Source organism: Pseudomonas anguilliseptica (assembly GCF_900105355.1).
Classification (GTDB): Bacteria; Pseudomonadota; Gammaproteobacteria; order Pseudomonadales; family Pseudomonadaceae; genus Aquipseudomonas; species Aquipseudomonas anguilliseptica.
Genome location: NZ_FNSC01000001.1, coordinates 2960391 through 2985933, shown reverse-complemented (window position 1 = coordinate 2985933; position 25543 = coordinate 2960391). Strand labels below are relative to the sequence as shown.

Genomic DNA, 25543 nt, shown 5'->3' with positions numbered 1-25543 from the left:
CGGATATAGCGCTGCTGTGTAGTAACAGATCATTTTCTAAATGATAATTGCTATCATTACATTTTGTGAATACTTCCGCTAGACTCGCCGCACGCCGAAACGAACACCGCACAGCGGCGCGTTTACGGCACGGTTTCGAACGCATACGAACGCTATAAAGAAGGGGCTATAGATGGGGATGGAAGCTGCGCGCGAGCACGGTCTGAGCGTGCAACCACTGCTGGCGGAGTCGACCTTACCGTTGCTGGTGCAGCCGACAGCCAATCAGACGATCAGCCTGCCCGCCCTGCACCAGCTCGCCCGGACGCGGCTGCACGAGGTCGGCGGTTTGCTGTTACGCGGTTTCGACGTGCTCGGCGAACAGGCTTTCCAGCAATTGGTGCGTGGCTTCGGCCACGAGTTGCTCAACTATGAATTCGGCTCCACCCCACGCAAAGCCGTGGAACAGGGCGTCTACACCTCCACCGAATATCCGGCGCATCAGGTTATCCCGCTGCATAACGAGCAGTCCTACACCCTGCAATGGCCGCTGAAAATCTGGTTCCACTGCGTGCAGCCCAGCGCCGAGGGCGGCGAGACGCCGATCGCCGACAGCCGCTTGATCTACGACCGAATCGACCCCGCCTTGCGCCAGCGTTTCACCGACAAGCGCCTAATGTACGTGCGCAATTACGGCAACGGCCTCGACCTGCCCTGGCAGCAAGCCTTCAACAGCGATGACCATCAGGTGGTGGAAGCCTTCTGCCGCGCCAACCGCATCGATTTTGAATGGAAAGACGACGGCGAGCTGCGCACCCGCCAAGTCTGCCAGGCGGTGGCCCGCCATCCTCACACCGCCGAGAACGTCTGGTTTAACCAGGCGCACCTGTTCCACGTCTCCAACCTCGCCCCCGCCGTGCGCGAGGGCCTGCTGGCGGTGGTCGAGGACCCGCTCGACCTGCCGCGCAACGTTTATTACGGCGACGGCTCGCCCCTGGAGGACAGCGCCCTGGAGGAAATCCGCGGCGTGCTGGACGACTGCACGGTGCGCTTCCCCTGGCAGCAAGGCGACGTGCTGATGCTCGACAACATGCTGGTGGCCCACGGCCGTTCCAGCTTCAAGGGCGCGCGCAAGGTCATAGTCGCCATGGCCGAGCCGGCGCAGGAGCAGGCGCTATGACGAGTATCCAGCGCCACCTCGCCAGCCCGGGGCAGCAAGCCCTATGGACCTTCCACCGGCTCAATCCAACGAGTCCGGCCTACAACATGGTGTTGGCCCGCGAACTGCGCGCCGAGCTGGACCCGGAGCGCCTGTGCGCCGCCTTCGCCCTGGTACTGGCCAACTACGAGGCCCTGCATTGCGGCTATCAAGAGGAAGACGGCCAGTTGTGGATGGTTCAGCCGGTGCGTATCGAACCTGATGTGGCAACCCAACGGGTCGAAAATCTGCACCAGACCGATGTGCGTGCCTGGCTGGAACAGCAAGCCGATCTGCCTTTCGAGCTGGTGCGGGGTCAGGTTTGCCGCCTGCGCCTGTTGCACAACCAGACCGCCAGCGGCCCGCAGCTGCATATGTGCGCGGCGTTCCACCACATCAGCGGCGACTTCTTCAGCGTGGAATGGGCAGTGGAGCTGATGTTCGCCGTCTATGAAGCGCTGCAGAACGGCCAGCCGCTATCGCTGCCAGAATCCGGTCGGTATTTCGACTGGCTGGCCGAACAACGCGAGATGCAAGGCGGCGAGAGCAACGACGCGCTGGCCAGCTTCTGGCAAGACCGCCTGGCCGGCGCGCCGGCGCCGCTGGAATTGACCCCGGACCTGCCACGCCCGCGCAGCCCGAGCTACGCCGGCGAAGAGTTTGAACAATGGCTGAGCCTCGACGATAGCCAGGCCCTGCGCGCACTGGCCGAACAGCTGAATATCAGCCTGTTCGGCCTGCTCGCGGGACTGTTCCAGGTTTTTATGCATCGTCAGAGCGGCCAGGATGACTTCCTGATCGGAACCCCGACCATGGATCGGCACAAAGCCAAGTACAAACAGCTGATCGGCTACACCCTCAACGCCATCCCGCTGCGCGCCCGCCTCAAAGACAACCCACGCCTGGACGATTACCTGCGGGACAGCGCCAAGCAGCTGCGCGAAGGATTGCGCCATCGCCGCCTGCCGCTCGCGCGCATCCAGGCAGCGGCCGCCAGCCCGATGCTGTTCCGCCATATGCTCACCTACATGCCCAACCGCCGTGAAGCCGCGCTGGCGCGCTTCAGCCTGCGCGAACACCTCGCCACCCAGCGCGGCGCGGCCAACGAGTTGAACCTGCGCTGGCAGGATGACGGCCAACGGCTGCAAGCCCAATGGCGCTACAGCAGCGAACTGTTTCGCGGCGAGCGCATCGCCCGCATGGCGGCGCAGTTTGTTGAATTCGCCCGCGCCGCCGTAACCCGACCCACCGCGCGGCTAAGCGAGTTGCCAGCCTGCGCGCCTCAGGAACAGTCGCGCTTGAACGGCCCAGCGCTCGCGCCGAGCGCCGCCACCGCCTTGGCCGCCTTCACCCAGCAGGTCGCGGCCCACCCGCAACGGCTGGCACTGATCGAGGGCGACGCCAGCCTGAGCTACGCCGAGCTGGACCAAGCCGCTACCCGTCTGGCCGAGCGCTTCCAGGCCACAGGCCTGGGTGCCGGCGGCGTGGTCGCACTCGCCTTGCCGCGCGGCACGGCCCTGCTTACCGCCATGCTCGCCAGTTGGAAGGCCGGCGCCGCCTACCTCTGCCTCGATCCGGCCCTGCCCACCTCTCGGCGCCTGCATATGCTCGGTGACAGCGGCGCAATGTTGGTGGCAGGCCTTGGCCCGGCGCCCGCCGAGCTGGGCGAGACACGCTGGCTAAACCTCGACACCTCCGTAGGCTGGGTAGAGCGCAGCGAAACCCAGCAGCCGCCCCCAGCGAAGCCAATCGCCAGCGCCCATCCCGCGCAACCGGCCTATCTGATCTACACCTCAGGCTCCACCGGCATGCCCAAGGGCGTGGTGGTGAGCCAGGGCAATCTGATCCATTACGTCGACGGCGTGCTGCGCGCCCTGCAATTACCGGACGACGCCAGCCTCAGCGCCCTCGCCACGGTGGCGGCGGACTTGGGTTACACCGCCTGGTTCGGCGCGCTGCTCAGCGGTCGCAGCCTACGCCTGATCGACGAAACCCTCGCCGCCGACCCCGAGGCCCTGGCCGCCAGCCTGGCCGAGCAGCCGCTCGATTGCCTGAAGATAGTGCCCTCGCACCTCAAGGCCCTGCTGGCCGTGACCGAGCCGGCGCGCCTGTTGCCGCGCCATAGCCTGGTGCTGGGGGGCGAAGGGCTGGACCTGAGCCTGGTGCAGCGCATCCGCGAACTGGCGCCGGATTGCCGCGTCGTTAACCACTACGGCCCCACGGAAACCACGGTCGGTTGCCTGAGCCATGGCGTGCAAGACCTCGAGCCCAGCCTGTCCGGCTTGGTGCCAGTGGGCAGCCCCCTGGCCAATGTCAGCGTGCAGGTGCTGGATGGCTACCTCAACCCCCTGCCCCAGGGCAGCGCGGGCGAGCTCTATGTGGGCGGCGCCGGTGTTGCCAATGGCTATCTGGGCCAACCGCGGCTGAGCGCCGAACGCTTTATCCCCGATCCCTTCGCCGCCGATGGCAGCCGCCTGTACCGCACCGGCGACCGCGTGCGCATGCTGCCGAACGGTTTGCTGGAGTTCCTCGGGCGCATCGACAACCAGGTGAAGATTCGCGGTTTCCGCGTCGAGCTGGGTGAAGTGGAGGCCTGCCTCAAGGCCTGCCCCGAGCTGCGCGACGCCGTGGTGCTGGCGCAACCGGCGGCCAGCGGCGACGGCCTGCGCCTGGTCGCTTACCTGGTCGCGGCCCAGCCCATCCAGCTGGACGAACTGCGCCAGCGTCTGGCCAAGCAATTGCCCGACTATATGCTGCCCGCCGTCTTCGTCGAACTGGCCGAGCTGCCGCGCCTGGCCAACGGCAAGGTGGATCGCAAGAACCTGCCGCTGCCCACGGAAACCGCCACCGCCAAAGCCGCAGAAGGCGCGCCGCGCGATGGCGTGGAAGAATCCCTGGTGCAGCTGTGGAGTGCCCTGCTGCAACGCGAATCGCTGTCGATCCACGACGACTTCTTCGCCCTCGGCGGCGATTCCATCCTGGCCCTACAACTGATCGCCAAAGCCCGTCAGGTCGGCCTCAAATTCAGCCCCAAGCAGTTGTTCGCCCAGCCGACCATTGCCAGCCTGGCAGCGACCCTGGATTGCCCCGCGCGCAAGCTAGAAGCGCAATTGCTGCTGCTCTGGCGCGAGCTGCTGGGGCAGCCTGAGCTGGCCCGCCGGGACGATTTCTTCGGCCAAGGCGGCGATTCGATTTTGGCCCTGCAACTGATCGCCAAGTGCCGCCAGGCCGGGCTCAAGTTCAGCCCCAAGGAACTCTTCGCACACCCCAGCGTTGCAGCGCTGGCCGGTTTGCTGCTAAGCCGCGCACCTGCCACCGGTAGCGCGCCCGCGCAAGCCGCCGCGCCGCGTTTGGCGCCGTTCGCCCTGAGTACGCTCGCCGCCGAACAGCTGCGCGAGCTGGCCGGCGCCGAATTGGAGGATGCCTATCCGCTGTCGCCGCTGCAAAAAGGCCTGCTGTTCCACAGCCTGCTGGAAGGCGACAGCGGCGTTTACGTCAACCAGTTGCAAGCCGAGCTGAGCGGCCCCTTCGCCCCTGAACCCTTCCTTGCCGCCTGGCGCGCGGCGGTCGCCGCCCATCCGCTGCTGCGTACCGGCGTGCTTTGGCAGGGTCTGGACGAGCCCGTGCAGGCGGTCTATCGCCAGCTGGAGTTGCCGGTAACACTGCTGGATTGGAATGAGCTGGACGAGTCGGCCCGTCAACGAGCCCTCGACGCTTACTGCCAGGCCGACCGCGTTCAGGGTTTCGCCCCGGATCGCCCGCCGCTGCAACGCCTAGCCCTGATCCGTCTGGAGGAACAGCGCTGGTGGCTGGTGTGGAGCCGCCATCACCTGATCGCCGACGGTTGGAGTTCGGTGCTGTTGCTGGAGGAAATCCTCACCCGTTACAGCGGCAGCACCCCGGCGCCGCGCCCTGCCTACCGCGACTATATCGGCTGGCTGGCCGCGCAACCGACCCAGGACGCGACGGCATTCTGGCAAGGCAGGCTGCAAGGCTTCGAAGGCAGCGGCTCGCTGCCGATGCTGGCCGCGCCGCGCCCCGGCCAGGCGGTGGACTACCTGACCCGCGGGCTGAGCTTCGACGCCGCGCAAACCCTGCGCCTGAACCAGGCGGCCAAGCGCGCCAAGGTCACCCTCAATACCCTGATCCAGGCCGCCTGGGCGCTGTTGCTGGCGCGCTACAACGACCAGCCCGATGTGATCATCGGCGTCACCAGCAGCGGTCGGCCAAGCGAACTGCCCGGCGCCGACAGGATGCTCGGGGTCTTTATCAACACCTTGCCGTTGCGCCTGCAAGCGCTGCCGCAGCTGACGCTGGCGGATTTCCTGCGGGCGGTCCAGGACGCCAGCGTCGCCCTGCGCGAACACGAGCAAACGCCACTGGCCGAAATCCTGCAAAGCCAGGATCGCGGCGCCGCACTGTTCGACACCCTGCTGGTGTTCCAGAACCTGCCGGCCGCCGCCGAGCGGCAGTTGCGGGTTGGCGAACTGAGTCTGCGCGCCCTGGATAACCTGGAACAGACCAACTACGGCCTGACCCTGGAAGCCCTGCCGGGACGCCAACTGCAACTGCTGTTCAGCGCCGACGCCCAGCGTCTGCCGGAGCCGCTGTTGCTGGCCCTGATGGATCATATGCGCCAGCTGCTGCTGGCGATGGATAGCCCCGCGGCAACCCGCCTCGGCCAGATCGGCCTGCTGGGTGCGAGAGAGCAGGCGCGCCTGGCCGAATGGGGCCGCCACGACGCCGATTACAGCCTCGAACCCGATTGGCAAACTCGGGTCGCCGCGCGGGTCGCCACTCACCCCGAACGCATCGTTGCCCGTTGCGGCGACGCAAGCCTGACCTACGCCCAGCTCTGGCAGCGCTCCGAAGTCTTGGCCCGCGGTATGCGTGCCCTCGGCGCGCAGGCCGATCAGCCGGTGGCGCTGCTGGCCGAACGCGGCCTGGAACTGCTCTGTTTGATGGTCGCCACCCTGCGCGCCGGTGCCGCCTGGTTGCCGCTGGAACCGACGCAGCCGCCAGCCCGCTGGCAGCACGTATTAAACCGCGCGAATCGGCCACTGGTGATCTGCAACGAGGTGCATCGCGCCGCCCTGGCCGAGCACTACGATGGCCCTATCGCCGTGCCCGCCGAGCTGCTGGCGCGCAGCGTCGATGGCCAGCTACCGACCACCCCGGCACGCCCCGAACAACTGGCCTATGTGCTCTTCACCTCCGGCTCCACCGGCCAGCCCAAGGGCGTGATGGTCAACCGCGCCGGCATGCTCAACAACATGCTGGCCAAGCTGGCGCCGCTGGGCTTGAGCGAAGAGGACGTGATCGCCCAGAGCGCGCCGGCCTGTTTCGATATTTCGGTGTGGCAGACCCTCACCGCACCGCTGTTCGGCGCCTGCGTGGAAATAATCCAGGACGCGGTGGTGCGCGACCCGCAGGCCCTGCTCGCACTGCTCGCCAGCCGCCGGATCAGCCTGCTGGAGCCGGTACCCGCCCTGCTGCATGCCTTGCTGGAGGTCCAGGGCGAACGCCAGGTCGAACTGCCCGCGCTGCGCTGGGTGCTGCCCACCGGCGAGGCGCTGCCGATGCCGACCGCCCGCGCCTGGTTCGAGCGCTACCCGGCTATCCCGCTGATGAACGCCTACGGCCCGGCCGAATGCTCGGACGACGTGGCCTTCCACCCCTTGCACCAGGCTCCCGAAGAAGGCGGCAGCGTCGCCATCGGCAGCCCCACCGCCGGGGCCGAGCTCTATGTCCTGGGTCACGACCTCAACCCGCTGCCGGTCGGCGTACCCGGCGAACTGGCCATCGGCGGTATCGGCGTCAGCCGTGGCTACCTGGCCGACCCCGCGCGCACTGCCGCCAGTTTCGTGCCCAACCCCTTCGGCGCGCCGGGCAGCCGCCTGTACCTGAGCGGCGACCTGGCCCGCTGGCGCGCCGACGGCGTGCTGGAATACCTGGGGCGCAAGGACTTCCAACTCAAGCTGCGCGGTTTCCGCATCGAACCCGGCGAAATCGAGGCCTGCCTGGAACGCCACCCGGCGGTGCAGCGCGCCCTGGTCAACCTGCAACGCCTGGGCGAAAGCGAACTGCTGGTGGCCTATTGGCAAGGCGATGACGGCGCCATGGCCGAGGAAGCCGAACTGGCCAGTTATCTGCGCGGCGAACTGCCGGCCTATATGCTGCCCTCCGCCTGGGTGCGGGTGGATAGCTGGCCGCTGAATGGCAACGGCAAGGTCGATCGCAAAGCATTGCCGGCACCGCGCCTGGACAGCGCGCTGATCGAGCCGCCCCAAGGCGAAACCGAGCAACGCCTGGCCGAACTCTGGGCAGCGCTGCTGCCACCGCAGGCCTTGGGTCGCCACAGCCACTTCTTCGAGGCGGGCGGCCATTCGCTGCTGGCCACCCGCCTGCTGGCCCGAGTACGCCAGGCCTGGGCGGTGGACCTGCCGCTGCGCGCGGTGTTCGAAGCGCCGAGCCTATGGCAGATGGCCGAGCGTCTGGATGCGCTGCTCGCCCAACCCGCCAGCCTGTCGACAATCCCAGCGCTAGGCCCGGTGGAACGCAGCGCCGAGATGCCGCTGTCGCCCAGCCAGCAACGCCTGTGGCTGGTGGATCGCCTGCAGGGTGGCGCCGCCTACAACATGGCGGCGACCCTGAGCCTGGACGGCGAACTGGACGTGGCGGTGCTGCAAGCCACCTTCGCCGCCCTACTGCAACGCCATGAGGTGCTGCGCACCGCCTACCCGGATAACGACGGCGAACCTTGCGCGGTGATAAGCGCGCATCTGGACTTCCACCTGGGCCTGCGCGATCTGTCCCAGCTACCTCCCGCCGAGCGCGAAGCCGAGGCCCAACGGGAAAGCCTGGCAAACCTGCGCCAGCCCTTCGACCTGAGCGAGCCGCCACTGATCCGGGCGCGCCTGCTCAAGCTCGGCGAGCAGCGCCATCATCTGCTGCTGGCCCTGCACCATATGGTCGCCGACGGTTGGTCGGTGGGCGTGTTGTTCGACGAGTTAAGCCAGCTCTACCGCAGCCTGCGCGCCGCCGAGCCGGTCAACCTGGCGCCCCTGCCGCTGCAGTACGCCGACTACGCCGCCTGGCAACACCGCTTACTCAGCGGCGAGCGACTGCAGCGCGAACTGGGCTTCTGGCGTACCGAGTTGGCCGCCGCGCCCCAGGTACTGGCGCTGCCCAGCGACTGGCCGCGCCCGGCCCAGGCCAGCAGCGCCGGCGCAGCACATGCCTTCCGCGTACCCGCTGCCTTGCTCGAGCGCCTGGAAGCCCTGGTCCATACCGAGGGCGCCAGCCTCTATATGGTCCTGCTGAGCGCCTTCCAACTGCTGCTGCACCGCCTCAGCGGTAGCGACGACCTGCTGCTCGGCACCGACGTGGCCGGCCGCGAAGCCCGCGAACTGGAAGGGCTGATCGGCTTCTTCGTCAACGTCCTGCCGCTGCGCTCGCGCCTGCAGCCGAGGGCACGCTTCGTCGACCTGCTGGCCGCCACAAAACGCACCTGCCTGGCCGCCTTCGAGCACCAGACGCTGCCCTTCGAGCGCATCGTCGAGGCCCTGGAGGTACCCCGCGACCGCAGCCGCAACCCGCTGGTGCAGGCCCTGTTCGTGATGCAGAACACCCCGCAGAGCGACTTCGCCATCCCCGGCCTGGCTATCCAGCTCCAGCCGCCCGCCGAACGCAGCAGCAAGTTCGACATGGCGCTGTTCCTCGAACGCGAAGGCGGCGACCTGTGTGCCGACTGGGTCTACGCCAGCGCCTTGTTCAAGGCCGAACGCATCGCCGCTCTGGCCGATGCCTGGGTCGCGGTACTGGAACAGGCCGTCGCCGCGCCCCAGGGTGCAGTCGCCGCTTTCACCTTCACACTGCCGCAATCGGAGCCTTCCTGCATGGCCAAGAACCCGCCATCGACCAGCAAACTCGACAAACTGAAAAAACTCGCGCCGCGCACCAGTGCCGCGCCGCGGCCGCTGATCAAGACCCGGCCGCTGATGGACGGGCGCGACTTCCCGCTGCTGATCGAACCGGCGACCCCCGACCTCGACCCGGTGGGCTGGGCGCGCAGCTCGCGCGACCTGATCGACACCCTGCTGTGCCGTCACGCCGGCCTGCTGCTCCGTGGCTTCGCCCTGCACAGCCCGCAGGATTTCGAAGCCTTCGCCGAGGCCATCCACCCCGGTCTGTTCGGCGGCTATGGCGACCTGCCGAAGAAGGAAGGCGGGCGCAATATCTACCGCTCCACGCCCTACCCCGAGCGGGAAATGATCCTCTACCACAACGAGAGTTCGCACCTGCCGCGCGCGCCGCGCAAGCAGTGGTTCTTCTGCGAACAGCCGTCGCCGGTGGGCGGCGCCACCCCCATCGTCGATTGCCGCGAGCTGTACCGGCGTTTGCCGACGGAGCTGGCGCAAACCTTCGAAAGCAAGGGCCTGCTCTATGTGCGCACCTTCACCAAGCGCCTGGATGTGAGCTGGCAGGAGTTCTTCAAGACCGACGAGCGCGCCGAGGTGGAGGCCCAGTGCCGCGCCAGCGGTACCGAGTTCGTCTGGCTGGCCAATGACGAATTGCAGACCCGCACCCGCTGCCCGGCGGTGATCCGCCACCCGCTGAGCGGCGAGCGCAGCTTCTTCAACCAGGTGCAGTTGCACCACGTGCATTGCCTGGAGCCGGAAGTGCGCGAGGACCTGCTGGCCCTGGTCGGTTTGGAGCGCATGCCGCGCCACGTCTACTTCGGCGACGGCAGCTCGATCGACGATGAGGTGATGGCGCTGCTCGGTCGCCTCTACGAGGAGTGCGCGGTGCGCTTCGACTGGCAGCGCGGCGACGTGGTGATGCTCGACAACCTCCTGGCCGCCCACGCCCGCGACCCCTACGAGGGCCCGCGCAAGATCGCGGTGGCCATGGGCGACCTGCACGAGCCGGCACAACTGTTGAATAACCGCAGCGAAATGGAATTGCAGAATTGAACGACATGCACGAAATCGACTCGGGATACCCCCTCAGCCCGGAACAACAGGTCGCCCTCGACGCCGGCCGCCCGGCGGCGCAGCTGCGTATCGCCCTGACCGGCGCGCTGGATGAACAGCGCCTGCGCCAAGCGCTGCTCGCCCTGGTGGCGCGCCACGAAAGCCTGCGCATGGCCCAGCGTGCATCAAAGCTGTATCGCGGCCTGCGCCAACACCTGATCGAGGCCGAGCTGGATTGGCAGACGCTGGACCTGCGCAACGCGGCGGACAGCCTGGAAGCGCGCGTGGCCGAGCTGTGCGCCCAGCCGTTCGCCCTGGACAGCGGCCGCCTGCTGCGCGCCGTATTGGTCCGCCTGGACCAGTGCGATTGGCAATTGGCGTTGAGCCTGGCGCCCAGCGCCGGCGACCGCCTGAGCCTGGAAACCCTGTTCGCCGAACTGCCACAGGTCTACGAGCAGCCATACGCCGAACTGGAGGAGGTGGTCCAGTACACCCAATTTATCGACTGGCGCGCCGAGCTGGAGGCCGATGCCGAGGCCGAAACCGGCCGCGCCTACTGGGCCGACCTCGGTCTCGAGCAACTGCCCGCGCTGCGTCTAGGCTACCGTCGCCAGGCCCAGGCCAACAGCCATCAGAGCTGCTTGAGCCAAGCGCTACCCGCCGCGCTGGCGGCAGAACTGGAACGCCTCGCCGAAGCCCGCCAGCAACCCTTGCCGACCCTGCTGCAAGCCGTCTGGTGGGCGCTGCTGGCGCGCATCGGCGGGCAACCGGCCTTTGCCGGCGGTTGGCAACACGACTGCCGGCACGACTACGAGGCCCTGGCCGGCGGAGTCGGCGTTTTCGACAAAGTCCTGCCGCTACCGCTGCGCCTCGAACCGAGCGAAGCCTTCTCGCACTGGCTGCAACGCTTGGCGGTTCTGCTCGAAGACCATGTCGGCGCCCAGGAATACTGGTCCCTGAACGAGCCGCAGCAGGCGCACCTCAGCGCCGGCTTCGCCCTCGCCACCCAGCCCGCCGAGCGGCTAGCCGCAGGGTTGAACTGGTGTGCCCTGGCGCTGCCTGGCACCGACCCGCGCTTCGAGCTGGCCCTGCAAGTCCGGCTGGCGGACAGCGGCATCGCTCTGGCCCTGCATCACGACAATGCCCACTACGGACAGGACGATGCGCGCTGCCTGCTGGAGCAGTACCTGTGCCTGCTGCAACAGCTGCCGGCGCACGCCGACGCGCCCATCGCCGAACTGAATCTCAGCCCGGCCGCCCATCGCTCGCGCCAACTGGCCCTGTGCGGTGCGGCTCGTGATTTCGGCTCGGCCAGCCTGCCGGCGCGCCTTGCCCACTGGGCGGCGCTCACCCCCGAGGCCGAGGCCTTGCAGGCCGGCGAGCTGCGGCTCAGCTACCGCGAACTGAACGAGCGCGTCGAGCGCCTGGCCGCCGCGCTGCAAGCCCGTGGCGTCGGTGCAGAAAGCCGCGTGGCGCTATTGCTGCCGCGTTCCGCCGAGCTGGTGCTGGCGCTGCTGGCGACGCTGCGCGCCGGGGCCGCCTATGTGCCGCTGGACCCGAACTGGCCGGCCGCGCGCCTGCAGAAAATCCTCGTCGATGCCCAGCCGCAACTGTTGCTGAGCGAGTCGCCGAGAGAGGATCTGCACGGTCACAGCTTGCGCCTCGCCGATCTTCTAAGCGATAGCCAAGCCGAGTTGGCGCCGCTCGACAGCATCCGCCTAGAGCATGCCGCCTACCTGCTCTACACCTCCGGCACCAGCGGCGAGCCCAAGGGCGTGGTGATCGAACACCGCCAACTGCTCAACTACAGCGCCGCCGTCAGCGAAGCGCTGGAGTTGAACGCCTGCCGGCGCTTCGCCCTGACCTCCTCGGTGGCCGCAGATCTGGGCAATACCAGCTTGTTCGGCGCCCTGTGGAACGGCGCCTGCCTGGTGGTGGCCAGTGACGTGGAGAGCACCGATGCCGCCGCCTTCGCCCGTTTCCTTCGTGCGCAGCGCATCGATTGCCTGAAGATGGTGCCCTCGCACCTCGCCGCACTGCTCGAAGACGAGGCCGCAAGCCTGCCGGCAACCCTGATCCTCGGCGGCGAAGCCACCCCGCCCGCACTGCTGGAGCGTATCCGCGGCCTGGCTCCGAGCTGCCGCATCCACAACCACTACGGCCCCACCGAAACCACGGTCGGCCTGCTGGTGCACAGCCTAGGACACAACCCTTGCGCTGACGACAGCCTGCCGCTCGACCGCGCCCTGGCCAACGGCTACGCCTACGTGCTGGAAGCCGGCGCCGAGGGCTTGCGCCCGGCGCCGCTGGGCGCCGTCGGTGAGTTGTACCTGGGCGGCGCGCAGCTGAGCCGCGGCTACCTCAATCGCGAGTCCGATGCCTTTATCGACGACCCGCTGCGCCCCGGCCAACGCCTCTACCGCAGCGGCGACCGTGCTCGCCTGCTGCCCGACGGCCGCCTGCAACTGCTCGGCCGGCTCGACCAACAGCTGAAGATCCGCGGCTTTCGCGTCGAACCGGACGAGCTGGAGGCCGCACTCCTGGCCCTCGCCGGCGTAAGCCAGGCGGCGGTGAAGGTCGCCGGCGAACAGCTGCACGCCTATGTGGTCAGCCAACGCCCCGTAGATGAACTGCTAAGCGAACTGCGCGGACAACTGCCGGATTACCTGCAACCGACCCGCCTGCTCAAGCTGGCTGCGCTGCCGCGCATGGCCAACGGCAAGATCGACCGCCAGGCCCTGCCCGACCCCAGCAATCAGGACGACGACAGTGCAATGCAAGCACCGCGCGATGCCCTGGAAACCCTGCTCGCCAACCTCTACGCCGAACTGCTGGAGCGCGATGCAGTGGGCACTACCCAGAGCCTGTTCGACCTCGGCGGCCATTCGCTGATGGTGATCAAGCTCTGCGCGCGGCTGCGCAAGCTGCTGCAAATCGAAGTGGCCCCCGGCCTGGTCTTCGATCACCCCAGCGTCGCCACATTGGCCCAGGCCATGCGCGGCTTGGAAAGCGTGCCAGGGCGCCTGGAGCAGATCGCCGAACTGCGCCTCAAGCTCGCCGCCATGACCCCGGAAGAACGCGCGGCCCTGCAGGCCCGTGCGAAAGCAGCCGAAGGGCAACCGAGTTGAGCGCCTCCCCAGGGCGCAATGCGCCACTCCATCCACGAGGGAGAGCGGGCGACTTCATGGATCGCACCAAGCCTCAAACCCCTCACCCCAACGGGGAGAGGGAGCATTCCGCGTCTGCCGCGAAACAGCGCTCGAGCGGAACCGCCATGCGGCGAGCTACGCCTATCCATCCCCTCGCCCCTCTGGGGAGAGGGCTAGGGAGAGGGGGCGATTTTATGGCCCGCAGCGAGATTCGAATCCCTCATTCCAGCCCTTTCCCCACCAGGGAGAGGGCGCGTTTCGCGGCCGCCGCGACGCAGCACTCGACTTAAAAGAGATTTCTTATGGAATTCGACGCCAAAACCCTGGCCGAACGCATCGCCAAGCTCGCTCCGGAAAAACGCGAGGGTTTTATCCGCGCCCTGGCCGACAAGGGCATTCGCCTGACCCGCCTGCCCATAGTCGCCGCACCGCGCGATGGGGCCGTGCCGCTGTCCTATGCCCAGCAGCGCCTGTGGTTCCTGATGCAGCTGGAACCCGACAGCGCCGCCTACAATATGCCGGCCGCCCTGCGCCTGCGCGGCAAGCTGGACCTGGCCGCGCTGCAACGCAGCTTCGCCCGCCTGGTGCAGCGCCACGAAGTGCTGCGCAGCAGCTTTCACCAGGCCGAAGGCGCAGCCGAGCAGATCGTCCATGCCGCCCTGCCGCTGGCGATAGGCGAGACCGATCTGGCCGGATTGCCGGCACCCGAGCGCGAACAACGCCTGCGCCAGGTGATCGACGCCGAGGCCAACACCCCCTTCGACCTGAGCCAAGGCCCGCTGCGCTTGCAGGTGGTACGGCTGGCGGCGGACGAGCATGCCCTGCTGCTGACCGCCCACCATATAGTCGCGGATGCCTGGTCGCTGGGCGTTCTCACCCGCGAACTGGCGGCCTGCTACGGCGCGCTCACCCAAGGTGGCGAGCCAACATTGGCGGCGTTGCCGATCCAATACGCCGACTACGCGCTGTGGCAGCGCAACTGCCTGGCCGGCGCCGCGCTGGAGCCGGAACTGGCCTACTGGACCGCCCAACTGGGCGGCGAACAGCCGGTGCTGGAACTGCCCAGCGACCACCCACGACCCAAGCTTGCCAGCGGCCGCGGCGGACGCCACAGCCTGCACCTGGACGCCGAACTGAGTGCCGGCCTCAACCGCCTGGCCCGCGAGCGCGGCACCACCCTGTTCAGCGTGCTGCTGGCGGCCTTCGACGTGCTGCTCTACCGCCTCAGCGGCCAGACCGACCTGCGCGTCGGCGTACCTGTGGCCAACCGCACCCGCCTGGAAACCGAGGGGCTGATCGGTTGCTTCGTCAACACCCTGGTGCTGCGCGCCGAGCTGGATGGTCAGCAACCTTTTATCGCGCTGCTGGATCAGGTCAAAGCCGCCAGCCTGGCCGCCCAGGCCCACCAGGAATTGCCGTTCGAGCGCCTGGTGGAAGCCCTGCAACCCGAGCGCGATCTCAGCCACCCGCCGCTGTTCCAAGTGCTGTTCAATCTGCTCGATAGCCAGCAACCGCGCCGCCTGGAACTGCCGGGGCTGAGCATCGAGTCGATCGAACGCGAGCAGAGCGCCGCGCAATTCGACCTCAGCCTGGACATGGCCGAGCGTGCGGGGCAGTTGGAAGCCTGCTTCAGCTTCAACCGCGACCTGTTCGACGACGCCACCGTTGCTCGCTACGCAGCGGGTTTCGAGCGCTTGCTGCGCGGCATTCTGGCTAACCCCGATTGCCGCGTCGGCCAATTGCCGCTGTTGGGCGAAGCCGAGCAAAGCGCGCTGCTGGCCGAATGTCAGGCGCGGATGCAACTGCCGGCCGCACAGCTGGTGCACCTGCGCCTGGCCGCCCAGGCCGTCGCCACGCCCGCGGCGCCCGCCTTGGTGCTGGACGATTGCACCTGGAGCTACGCCGAACTCAACCAGCGCGCCAACCGTATCGCCCACCAGCTGCTGGCCCTGGGCCTGCCGGCCGAGGCGCGTATCGGCCTGTGCCTGCCGCGTGGCCTGGAGATGGTCGCGGCGCTGTTCGGCACGCTCAAGGCCGGTCTGGCCTTCGTGCCGCTGGACCCGGATTTCCCCGCCGAACGCCTGACCCATATGATCGAGGACGCCGGTATCCGCCTGCTGCTGGTGGCACCGCAAACACTGACCGCCACCGAGGCCCACAGCCAACTGCAACGCCTCGAGATCACCCAACTCGATCAAGGCCCGGAACATGACCCGGTCGTGGCCGTGCACCCGGCGCAACTGGCCTACCTGATGTACACCTCCGGTTCCACCGGCAAGCCCAAAGGCGTGGCCATCGACCATCAGGCCCTGGCCGGACACAGCGAGGTGGCGCTGGGCTTCTTCGAGCTGAGCGCGGCCGACCGGGTGTTGCAATTCTCCACCTTCAATTTCGACGGTTTCGTCGACCAGCTTTTCCCCGCCTTGTGTTGCGGTGCCTGCGTGGTGCTGCGCGGCCCCGAGCTGTGGGACAGCCAGGAATTCCAGCGTCGCCTGCTGCGCCATGGCATCAGCGTGGCCGACCTGGCCACCGCCTACTGGTACCAGCTGGCCCAGGATTTCGCCGCCGAGCCGCCCACCGACTGCGGCGCGCTGCGTCTGGTCAGCGCCACCGGCGAGGCGATGCCGCCCGAAGGGCTGAGCGCCTGGCGCCAAGCCGGATTGAGTCGGGTGCGGCTGCTTAACACCTACGGCCCCACCGAAGCCACGGTGACCGCCAGCGTGCAGGACTGCCAGGCCTGGGCTAGTGGCGCCCGGCCGCTGCCGCTGCAGATGCCGATCGGTCAGGCCCTGCCCGGCCGCGCCTTCTACCTGCTGGACCGCGACGGCAACCTGGCACCGCCCGGCGTGCCCGGCGAGCTGTGCATCGGCGGCGAGTTGCTGGCCCGTGGTTACCACGGTCGTCCGGCCTTGAGTGCCGAACGCTTCGCCCCCGATCCCTTCGGCCCGCCGGGCAGCCGTCTGTACCGCACCGGCGATCTGGCGCGGTGCCTGGCCGATGGTGCCATCGAATACCTCGGACGTATCGACCAGCAGGTAAAGCTGCGCGGTTTCCGCATCGAACTGGGCGAGATCGAAGCGCGCCTGCAAAGCCATCCGGCCGTGCGCCAGGCGCTGGTGTTGGTGCGCGAAGACCGCCCCGGCGACCGCCGTCTGGTCGCCTATGTGGTGCCTCACGGCGAGGCGCCCGCCATCGACAGCTTGCGCGAACATCTAGCCGAAGCCCTGCCGGATTACATGCTGCCCGCCGCCTTTGTCAGCCTGCCGACGCTGCCGCTGAGCCCCAACGGCAAGCTCGACCGCAAGGCCCTGCCGCTGCCGGAATACGGCGCGGATAACCACGACCTGGCGCCGCCGCGCAATGCCCAGGAACGCGCGCTGGAGGAAGTCTGGCAAGCGGTGCTGGGGCTGCAAACCGTCGGCATCCACGACAACTTCTTCGCCCTCGGCGGCCATTCGTTGCTGGCCACCCAGCTGGTGGCGCGGTTGCGCCGTCAACTGAGTATCGAGCTGCCGCTGCGGACGGTGTTCGAAGCACCGACCATCGCCCAGATGGCCGAACGCTTGCCCGCGAGCGATGCAGCGGTGGAGCAACCGATTGCCATCGCCCCGCGTCCGGCCTCGGCTCTTGCGGCCCTGCCGTTGTCCCACGCCCAGCAGGGCATGTGGTTTATCCAGCAACTGGAACCGAACAGCGCCGCTTACCACATTCCCAGCGCCGCCCGGTTGCGCGGTCATCTCGATAGCGCCGCCCTGCACGCGGCTTTCCAAGCCCTGGTGCGGCGTCATGAGGCCCTGCGCACTAGTTTTCAGGAACAGAACGGCGAGCTGACGCAGCTGATCCACGGCGCTGTCGAGCTGCCGCTGCCGCTGATCGATCTCGGCCATCTAGCGCCCACAGAGCGCGAAGCGGCGGCCCGCCATTTGCTGATCGAGGAGGCCACCCGCCCCTTCGACCTGAACCAGGCGCCGCTGCTGCGCTTGACCCTGGTGCGCCTGGCGGCCGACGAGCATCTGCTGTTGCTGGTGCTGCACCACATAGTCGCCGACGGCTGGTCCATGGGCGTGTTGGTCAGCGAGCTGGCGCAACTTTATCGCGCCGCCCTGGAAGACCGCGAAGCCGCCTTGCCGGCCCTGCCGATCCAGTACGCCGACTATGCCGCCTGGCAACGCCAACGCCTCGATGGCGCAGGCCTGGAACGCCAGCTCACCTACTGGCATCAAGCCCTGGGCGAGCCCCAGGCGCCGCTCGATCTGCCCGCCGACCGACCACGGCCGGCGGCCATGAGCGGCCGTGGCGGGCGTCACCGTTTCAGCGTCGAGCGCGCCACCGCCAGTGCTTTGCACGACCTCTGCCGGCAGCACGGCGCCACCCTGTTTATGGGGCTGCTCGGGGCTTTCCAAATCTGGCTGCACGCCCATAGCGGACGGCTCGACCCCATAGTCGGCACCGATGTGGCCAACCGTGGCCGGGCCGAAACCGAAGGCGTGGTCGGCTTCTTCCTCAACCAACTGGCGCTGCGCGCGGATCTGGCCGGCAACCCTAGCTTCAGTGCACTGCTGACCCGGCTGCGCACCCAGGTGCTGGATGCCTACAGCCATCAGGAACTGCCGTTCGACAAGCTGGTGGAAGCTCTCAACCCGGTGCGTAGCCTGGCCCACAGCCCGCTGTTCCAGGTCAAGCTGGTGTTGCAGAATCAGCCGGAAGGCACCCTCGAAATGCCCGGCCTGGAGGTATTGCCCGAGCCGATCGAGCACGGCCAGGCCCAGCTCGACCTGCACCTGACCGTGGAAGAAACCGAGCGCGGCCTCGACTGTACCTTCAAATACAGCGCCGATTTGTTCGAGGCCACGACCATCGCGGCCTTCGCCGAGGAATTCAGCGCGCTGCTGGCGCAAGTCGCCGCCGCCCCCGACACGCCCCTGGCGACCCTGGCCCAGAGCATTAGCCAGCGCGCCCGCGAACGCCGTCTGGCCGAGCAGCAAGCCCGTAGCCAGCAGGGCTTGGCGCGCCTCGGCGGCGCCCGGCGCAAATCCCTTGTCACCACCGAATCCCTGGAGGGCTAGGCCCATGACCACTTCCCCGACCCTCGGCGGCATGCGCCGTAAAGCCATCCGCCTGGAACAAGACGCCCTGGTGCGCTTCACCCCGCTGCTGCCCGGCCAAACATTTCCCCTGCTGTGCGAGCCGGCCACCGCCGGGGTCAGCCTCCAGGCCTGGGCCGAACGCCAGCGTGAATTGCTGGAAAGCAAGTTGCTGGAACACGGCGCGATTCTCTTTCGCGGCTTCGCCGTGGGCTCGGCCAATGAGTTCGACCAGTGCATCAGCGCCCTCTCCGGCGGTGCCCTGGAGTACCGCTTCCGCGCTTCGCCGCGCACCCAGGTCAATCCTGGGCTGAATATCTACACCTCCACCGACTACCCCCAGGACCAGCGGATCTTTCCGCACAACGAGCATTCCTACTCGCCGGTGTTTCCGCTGAAGATCTTCCTCTGGTGCGACGTCGCCCCCGAGTGGCGCGGCGAGACGCCGATCGGCGACTGCCGCGCCATCACCCGCGCGATAGATCCGGCGATCCGCGAACGCTTCGCCGAGAAAGACATCATGTATGTGCGCAACTACGGCGACGGCTTCGGCCTGCCCTGGCAGACGGTGTTCCAGACCGAGGACCGCGCCCAGGTCGAGGCCTACTGCGCCAGCGTCGGTATCGCCGTGGAATGGAAAGAGGGCAATCGCCTGCGCACCCGCCAAGTCGGCCCGGCGCTGGTGCGCCATCCGCGTAACGGCGAAATCCTCTGGTTCAACCACGCCACCTTCTTCCATGTCAGCACCCTGCCGGCCTCGGTGCGCGACGCCCTGCAAGCCGACTTCGCCGACGACGACCTGCCGCAGAACACCTTCTACGGCGACGGCAGCCCAATCGAACCCGAAGAGCTTGAGCATCTGCGCGCGGTTTACCTGCAGCAGATGATCGAGTTCCCCTGGCAACACGGCGACGTGCTGCTGCTCGACAACATGCTCGCGGTGCACGCGCGCAACGAATACAACGGCCCGCGGCGAATTTTGGTGTCCATGGCCGAGGCGCTGAATAGCAGCGACGTGGCGCTCTAGTTTTTGCTCCCCTCTCCCTCCGGGAGAGGGGCCGGGGGTGAGGGAAATACGCCCCACCCCATGCCCAGTCATTTTCCCAGGCCAACGAATATGTCTATCGAAGGTTTCCGCCCCGCTCTGCAACAAACCCGTCACTGGCGCATAGCCCCGCATGCCGTCGCGCACCTGCGCGCCGAGCTGCCGGCCGCCATCGACCCGCAACGCCTGCACGCCGCCCTCGGCCAACTGCTGGCGCGCCATGAAATCCTGCGTACCCGCCTCACCGCCGTGCCCGGCATGCAACTGCCGGTGCAGGTGATCGCCGAAGAGCTGAACTTCAGCTGGCAAGTGGTGGAAGCCAGCACGGCGGACGCCGAAGCCCGCCTGCAGGCCGAGCTAGCCGCCAGCGCAGCCAACCCCGAACAACCGCCCCTGGCCGCCGCCCTGCTGTGCAACGGCCCGAGCAACCAGCTGTTGCTGGCCTTGCCGGCCGCCAACGCCGACGCCGAGACCCTGGAACTGCTGCTAAGCGAACTCGCCGCCCTTTACCAAGGCCAGCCCCTGGACGACGAGCCGGTGCAGTACGCCGACTTCGCCGAATGGCAGCACGAACTGATCAGCGGCCCGGACGGCGATGCCGGCCGCGCTTTCTGGCAGCGCCAGCAGGCGGCGGAGCTGCTGAGCCCAGTCCATCCCTGGCAGAATCCACGGGCGGAACAGGGCTACCGGCCGGCGCGGATCGAAAAAAACCTGTCCGCATCCGCCCATGACCGCCTGCACAGCACCCTCGCCGGGCTGGCCACGCAACCGGCAACGGTTTTCGGCCTGTGCTGGGCGGCGCTGCTGCAACGTCATCTGGGCTTGCCGCGCCTGCTGCTCGGCTGCTGCCATGCAGGCCGTAACGACGCCACGCAAACCGCCTTCGGCGCGTACGCCAAGGCGCTGCCGCTACTGTTCGCGGTGGATGAAAACCAATCCCTGGCGGCGCTTTGCGGTGAGTTCGGCGCGCTGCTGGCGGAGGCCGAAGCCTGGCAGGAAAGTTGGCCCGGCGAGGCGCCGGGGTTGCCCTTCAGCTTTCGCTATAGCCAATCCACACCTTGCGCCTGGCCGATTGCGGAGCTGCAGGCCGACGGCGATCCCGCGACCCTGATGCTCGACGTGCAAGCGCGCGACGGCCAGTTCGCCTTCGCCCTGCGCTATGACGCGAGCCGCTTCACCGGACATGCCGCCGAGCTGATCCTCGAGCAGTTCCTGAGCCTCTGCGAGCAGGCCTGCTCCGCCAGCCAACGCCCGCTACGCGAGGCCAGCGGCATAGGCGCGCGGCAGGCCGAATGGCTCGCCGAACTCAACCGCACAGAGGCGCACATCGCCGCGCCGGCGCTGCTGCATCAGCTGTTCGAAGCCCAGATCGAGGCCAATCCCACTGCGATTGCCCTCAGCCATGGCGGCGTCCAGCTCAGCTATGCCGAGTTGGAGCGCCAGGCCAACCGCCTGGCCCATCGCCTGCGCCAAGCCGGCCTGCAAGCCGGGCAGCCGGTGGGGCTGTTCCTCGGCCGTTCGAGCGAAGCCATAGTCGCCATCCTCGGCATTCTCAAAGCCGGCGGCGCCTATCTGCCGCTGGATCCGGCCTACCCCGCCGAGCGCCTGGCCGACATGCTGGAGCAAACCCAGGCGCCGCTGCTGCTGAGCGTCAGTGCCCTGAGTGAACGCCTGCCGGTCGGCAACTACCAGACCCTTTGGCTGGACGGCGAAGATGATGCCGAGCTACCCGAACAGCGTCCCGCGGCGATCGGTCACCCGGATCAGTTGGCTTATCTGATCTTCACTTCCGGCTCCACCGGCCGGCCCAAGGGCGTAATGGTTTCGCACCGCAATGCCGTGCACTCCACCAGCGCCCGCTGGCTGGGTTATCAAGAGCCGCTGGCGTCCTTCCTGCTGGTCTCCGGCCTGGCCTTCGATAGCTCGGTGGCCGGCCTGTTCTGGAGCCTCAGCCAAGGCGGCACCCTGTGCCTGCCGCAGGACGGCCAGGTACAGGACACCCTGGCCCTCGGCCGCTTGATCGCCGAGCAACGCATCAGCCATTGCCTGATGCTGCCCTCGCTCTATGCCCAGGTATTGGAACAAAGCGGCGAGCATCTGAGCAGCCTGCGCTGCGCCATAGTCGCCGGCGAAGCCTGCCAGGCGGCGGTGGCGGCGCGGCACCATGAGGTCTGTGCAGGCGCCGCGCTGTACAACGAATACGGCCCCACCGAAGGCAGCGTCTGGTGCAGCCTGTACCGCAGCCGAGGCGAGGAACAGGGCGTGCTGCCGATCGGCCGCGCCATCGCCAACATGCGCGTGCAAGTGCTGGACGAGCGGCTGCAAGCGGTCGCCCCAGGTGTCGCCGGGGAGATCTATATCGGCGGCGCCGGCATCACCCAGGGTTACCTCGGCCGCCCGGATCTCACCGCCGAGCGCTACCTGCCCGACCCTTTCGGCGCGCCGGGCAGCCGCCTGTATCGCAGCGGCGATATCGGCCGGCTCAACGCCGAAGGCGAGCTGGAGTTTCTCGGCCGCGTCGACCATCAGGTGAAGATCCGTGGTTTCCGCATCGAGCTGGGCGAGATAGAGGCGCGGCTGCTGGAACATCCGGCCTTGCGCGAGGCTGCGGTGATCGCTCGGCAAAACCCGGCCGGCGATGCCGAACTGGTGGCCTACATAGTCGCCCGCGACGCCTGCCCCGGCGCGCAAACGCTACGCCAGCACCTGGCCGAGCACCTGCCGGAGCATATGCTGCCGGGCGCCTACGTGGTGCTGCCGGCGCTGCCGCTGACGCCCAACGGCAAGCTCGACCGCGCCGCCCTGCCCGCCCCGGAACGCGGCGGCCAGCGCGCCTATCGTGCACCGCGCAACGAGCGGGAAAGCCTGCTCGCCGGCCTCTGGGCAGAAGTCCTCGGTGTGGAAAAAGCCGGCCTCGACGATCACTTCTTCGAGCTGGGCGGCCACTCGCTGACCGCCACCCGCCTGATTTCGCGCCTGCGTAGCGCTTTGAATATCGAAGTACCGGTGCGCGCACTGTTCCTCCATCCGACCTTGCTCGGTTTCGCCGAACAGGCCCTGCCGCAAGCCGGCGCCCCGGCTCTACCGCCGATCCAAGCGGTCGTTGGCGATAGCGCGCTGCCGTTGTCCTTCGCCCAGGAACGCCTGTGGTTGTTCGACCGCCTGCACTCGGGCACTAGCACCTACAACGTCGCCGAGGCCGTGCGCCTTTCCGGCGAACTCGATCAGCCGGCGCTGGAGCGCAGCTTCGCCGAGTTGCTGCGTCGCCATGCCAGCCTGCGCACCCGCTTCGTGCTGGAAAATGGCCAGCCGCTGCAATATATCGACGCGCCGCACGCCTTCCCACTGGCGCTGCTGGACCTCAGCGGCCTGAGCGAAACCGAGCGCGAGCAGGCGCTGCGCAGCCAACTGGACGGCCTGGCGTTGCAGCCCTTCGACCTGGCCCGCGGGCCGCTGATCCGCGCCGGGCTGATGCGCCTGGACGCACACAACCACGTGCTCTGGCTGTGCCTGCACCATATAGTCACCGACGGCTGGTCGATGCGCGTACTGACCCGCGAACTGATCGCGCTTTACAGCGCATTCAGCGCCGGCCAGCCCTCGCCGTTGCACGAACCGGCGCTGCAATACGCCGACTTCGCCCATTGGCAGCGCCGCCAGCTCAGCCCCGAGGCCCTCAAGCCACAGCTCGACTTCTGGCTCGCCCACCTGGGCAAAGAGCGGCCGCTGCTGCAGTTGCCTGGCATGCGTCCGCGTCCGGCGCTGCCCAGCCATCGTGGCGCCCAGCATGAATTCAGCCTCGACAGCGAGCTGACCCAGGCGCTGCACGGGTTGACCCAGCAACGCGGCGTGACCCTGTTCAGCACCCTGCTCGCCGCCTTCAAGCTGCTCCTCGCCGGGCACAGCGGCCAGCACGATATCCGCATCGGCATCCCGATCGCCAACCGCAACCAGCAAGCGCTCGAAGGGCTGATCGGCTTCTTCGTCAACACCCTGGCCCTGCGCAGCGACCTGAGCGGTAACCCCTCGTTCGAGGCGCTGCTGGTTCAACTGCACGACAATATGCTGGCCGCCCACGACCACCAGGACCTGCCGTTCGAACAGCTGCTGCAAGCGCTGCCCAATACCCAGCAGCAGAGTGCGCCGCTGCTGCAAGTGATGTTCGACCTGCACCGCGAACGCATCCTCAGCTCCAGCGAGTTCGGCAACTTGCAGATCAGCCCGATAGAGGAAGGCAGCAACCACAGCACCCTGTTCGACCTGATGCTGGATATCGGCGAGCGCGAGCACGGCCTGGTCGCCACCTTCACCTACAGCAGCGACCTGTTCGAACCAGACCATATCGCCCTGCTGGCCGAGGATTATCGGAAAATGCTGCGCAGTGTCGTGCAGCAACCCCAGGCAACTCTAGAGCAATTGAGCGACCAACTCAGCCAGCCGCCCAATGCCAACCAGCGCAGTGCCCTGAAGGCGGAAACCCAGGTCTACGCCCTACTGGAAGATCTGCTGGAGCAGCCTTTCCTCGACCCGCAGAGCAACTTCTTCGAGCAAGGCGGCACCTCGCTCAAGGCAGTACTGCTCTGCGCACGCCTGCAGGATCTGTGGGGTACGGCCATTCCCCCGCAACTGGTGTTCCTGCATCCGCAGCTGGCAGAACTGGTGCGGGTGCTCAAGCCCTATTCGGGCGGCTGGGCTCACTAGATAGAAGCATTACGGATGATGCCCCCGCTCCGGCGGGGGAAGGATCTAACTTCAAGGGAATAAGAGATGGACGACCCAAAGAAAAAAAGCAGGCGTTTTACTCGGCATGGCTGATCGCGACGCTCGCCTTCGCAATCATTCTGTTTGCTGTAATGGCGGAAGATCCATCCTACGGCACGGTTAGGACTTCTTGAGGCCAGATCAATAGTCAATTTGCAATCAGTGTAATTTCCGGCTCAGCTTAACTGGGACCATCAGAGTGCTGGATTTCACATTAGCGGTGAGCGAGCACAAGCTGAAAACTCAGCTTTACTCTCATTTGCATCTAGATAATCATTACGAGGCAATCCTTATGCAGATTCGCAATTGTCTTCTCGCTCTGTTGGCGCAGGTCGCCGCCGTCACCTCGGTGCAGGCTGCCGACGAAGTCGTGGTCTATTCCGCGCGTATCGACGACCTGATCAAGCCGGTATTCGATGCCTACACCGCCAAGACCGGCGTGCCGGTGAAATTCATAACCGACAAGGAAGCCCCGCTGCTGGCACGTCTGCAGGCCGAAGGCGAGCACACTCCGGCCGATATGCTGATCACCGTCGACGCTGGCAACCTTTGGCAGGCCGAGCAGGAAGGCGTGCTCAAGGCACTGAAGTCGGACGTCATCGCCACGAACATCCCGGCGCAGTATCGCTCCAGCACCGGCAGCTGGACTGGCTTGTCGCTGCGTGCGCGGACCATCGTCTACTCCCCCGAGCGAGTCAAAGCAGGTGAGCTGACCACTTACGAAGCCCTGGCCGACAAGAACTGGGAAGGCCGCCTGTGCCTGCGCACCAGCAAGAAGGTCTACAACCAGTCGCTGACCGCCACCCTGATCGAGAACCACGACGCCGAGAAGACCGAAGCCCTGATCAAGGGTTGGGTCGGCAACCTGGCGACCGACGTGTTCCCGGACGACACCGCGCTGATCCAGGCCATCGACGCCGGCCAATGCGATGTCGGCATGGTCAACACCTACTACTTCGGCCGTCTGCAAAAGCAGCAGCCAAACCTGAAAGCCAAGCTGTTCTGGCCGAATCAGGCCGACCGTGGCGTCCACGTCAACCTGTCCGGTGCCGCTGTCACTCAGCACGCCCCACATGCCGAAGCCGCGCAGAAGCTGCTGGAATGGATGACCGGCGAAGAAGCTCAGGGCCTGTTCGCCAGCCTCAATCAGGAGTTCCCGGCCAACCCGAAAGTCGCACCTTCCGAGGAAGTGGCTGCTTGGGGTAGCTTCAAAGCTGACAGCATCCCGCTGGAAGTGGCCGGCAAGCGCCAGGCCGAGGCCACCATGCTGATGGATCGCGCTGGTTGGAAGTGACATCAGCGGCACGTCCACACAACGCCCCGGTCTAAATCGGGGCGTTGTGTTTCTGTCT

General features: G+C 67.2%; 7 protein-coding genes and 1 pseudogene. All 8 read left to right on the top strand.

Annotated features, from left to right (window positions below):
• Positions 1 to 178: 178 nt before the first annotated feature.
• Complete coding sequence (locus BLW24_RS14475) at positions 179 to 1159, top strand: TauD/TfdA family dioxygenase (RefSeq protein ID WP_208600232.1); 981 nt, start codon at positions 179 to 181, stop codon at positions 1157 to 1159.
• Positions 1156 to 7662 (top strand): annotated as a pseudogene (locus BLW24_RS14470) (amino acid adenylation domain-containing protein); the annotation flags it as partial. The gene BLW24_RS14475 and the pseudogene BLW24_RS14470, both read left to right, overlap by 4 nt.
• Positions 7660 to 10152, top strand: a complete 2493-nt coding sequence (locus BLW24_RS27405) for a condensation domain-containing protein (protein ID WP_477742886.1) — start codon at positions 7660 to 7662, stop codon at positions 10150 to 10152. The pseudogene BLW24_RS14470 and the gene BLW24_RS27405, both read left to right, overlap by 3 nt.
• 5 nt (positions 10153 to 10157) lie before the next feature.
• Positions 10158 to 13280: a non-ribosomal peptide synthetase gene (locus BLW24_RS14465; protein WP_090387750.1), complete on the top strand. Its 3123-nt coding sequence runs from the start codon at positions 10158 to 10160 to the stop codon at positions 13278 to 13280.
• Positions 13281 to 13603: 323 nt separating this feature from the next.
• On the top strand, positions 13604 to 18367 hold the full coding sequence (locus tag BLW24_RS14460; RefSeq protein WP_090382740.1) for a non-ribosomal peptide synthetase: 4764 nt from the start codon (positions 13604 to 13606) through the stop codon (positions 18365 to 18367).
• 4 nt (positions 18368 to 18371) lie between these two features.
• Complete coding sequence (locus BLW24_RS14455) at positions 18372 to 19412, top strand: TauD/TfdA family dioxygenase (RefSeq protein ID WP_090382730.1); 1041 nt, start codon at positions 18372 to 18374, stop codon at positions 19410 to 19412.
• Positions 19413 to 19502: 90 nt separating this feature from the next.
• Positions 19503 to 24131 (top strand): non-ribosomal peptide synthetase, encoded by a 4629-nt coding sequence (locus tag BLW24_RS14450; RefSeq protein ID WP_244161164.1) that lies wholly within the window; start codon positions 19503 to 19505, stop codon positions 24129 to 24131.
• A gap of 352 nt (positions 24132 to 24483) precedes the next feature.
• Positions 24484 to 25485, top strand: a complete 1002-nt coding sequence (locus BLW24_RS14445) for an extracellular solute-binding protein (protein WP_090382725.1) — start codon at positions 24484 to 24486, stop codon at positions 25483 to 25485.
• Positions 25486 to 25543 lie beyond the last annotated feature (58 nt).

What these genes read in the sequence shown, in the direction of transcription:
- BLW24_RS14475 (WP_208600232.1), top strand. Translation starts at nt 179, where the DNA reads ATGGAAGCTGCGCGCGAGCACGGTCTGAGCGTGCAACCACTGCTGGCG.
- BLW24_RS27405 (WP_477742886.1), top strand. Translation starts at nt 7,660, where the DNA reads ATGGCCGAGCGTCTGGATGCGCTGCTCGCCCAACCCGCCAGCCTGTCG.
- BLW24_RS14465 (WP_090387750.1), top strand. Translation starts at nt 10,158, where the DNA reads ATGCACGAAATCGACTCGGGATACCCCCTCAGCCCGGAACAACAGGTC.
- BLW24_RS14460 (WP_090382740.1), top strand. Translation starts at nt 13,604, where the DNA reads ATGGAATTCGACGCCAAAACCCTGGCCGAACGCATCGCCAAGCTCGCT.
- BLW24_RS14455 (WP_090382730.1), top strand. Translation starts at nt 18,372, where the DNA reads ATGACCACTTCCCCGACCCTCGGCGGCATGCGCCGTAAAGCCATCCGC.
- BLW24_RS14450 (WP_244161164.1), top strand. Translation starts at nt 19,503, where the DNA reads ATGTCTATCGAAGGTTTCCGCCCCGCTCTGCAACAAACCCGTCACTGG.
- BLW24_RS14445 (WP_090382725.1), top strand. Translation starts at nt 24,484, where the DNA reads ATGCAGATTCGCAATTGTCTTCTCGCTCTGTTGGCGCAGGTCGCCGCC.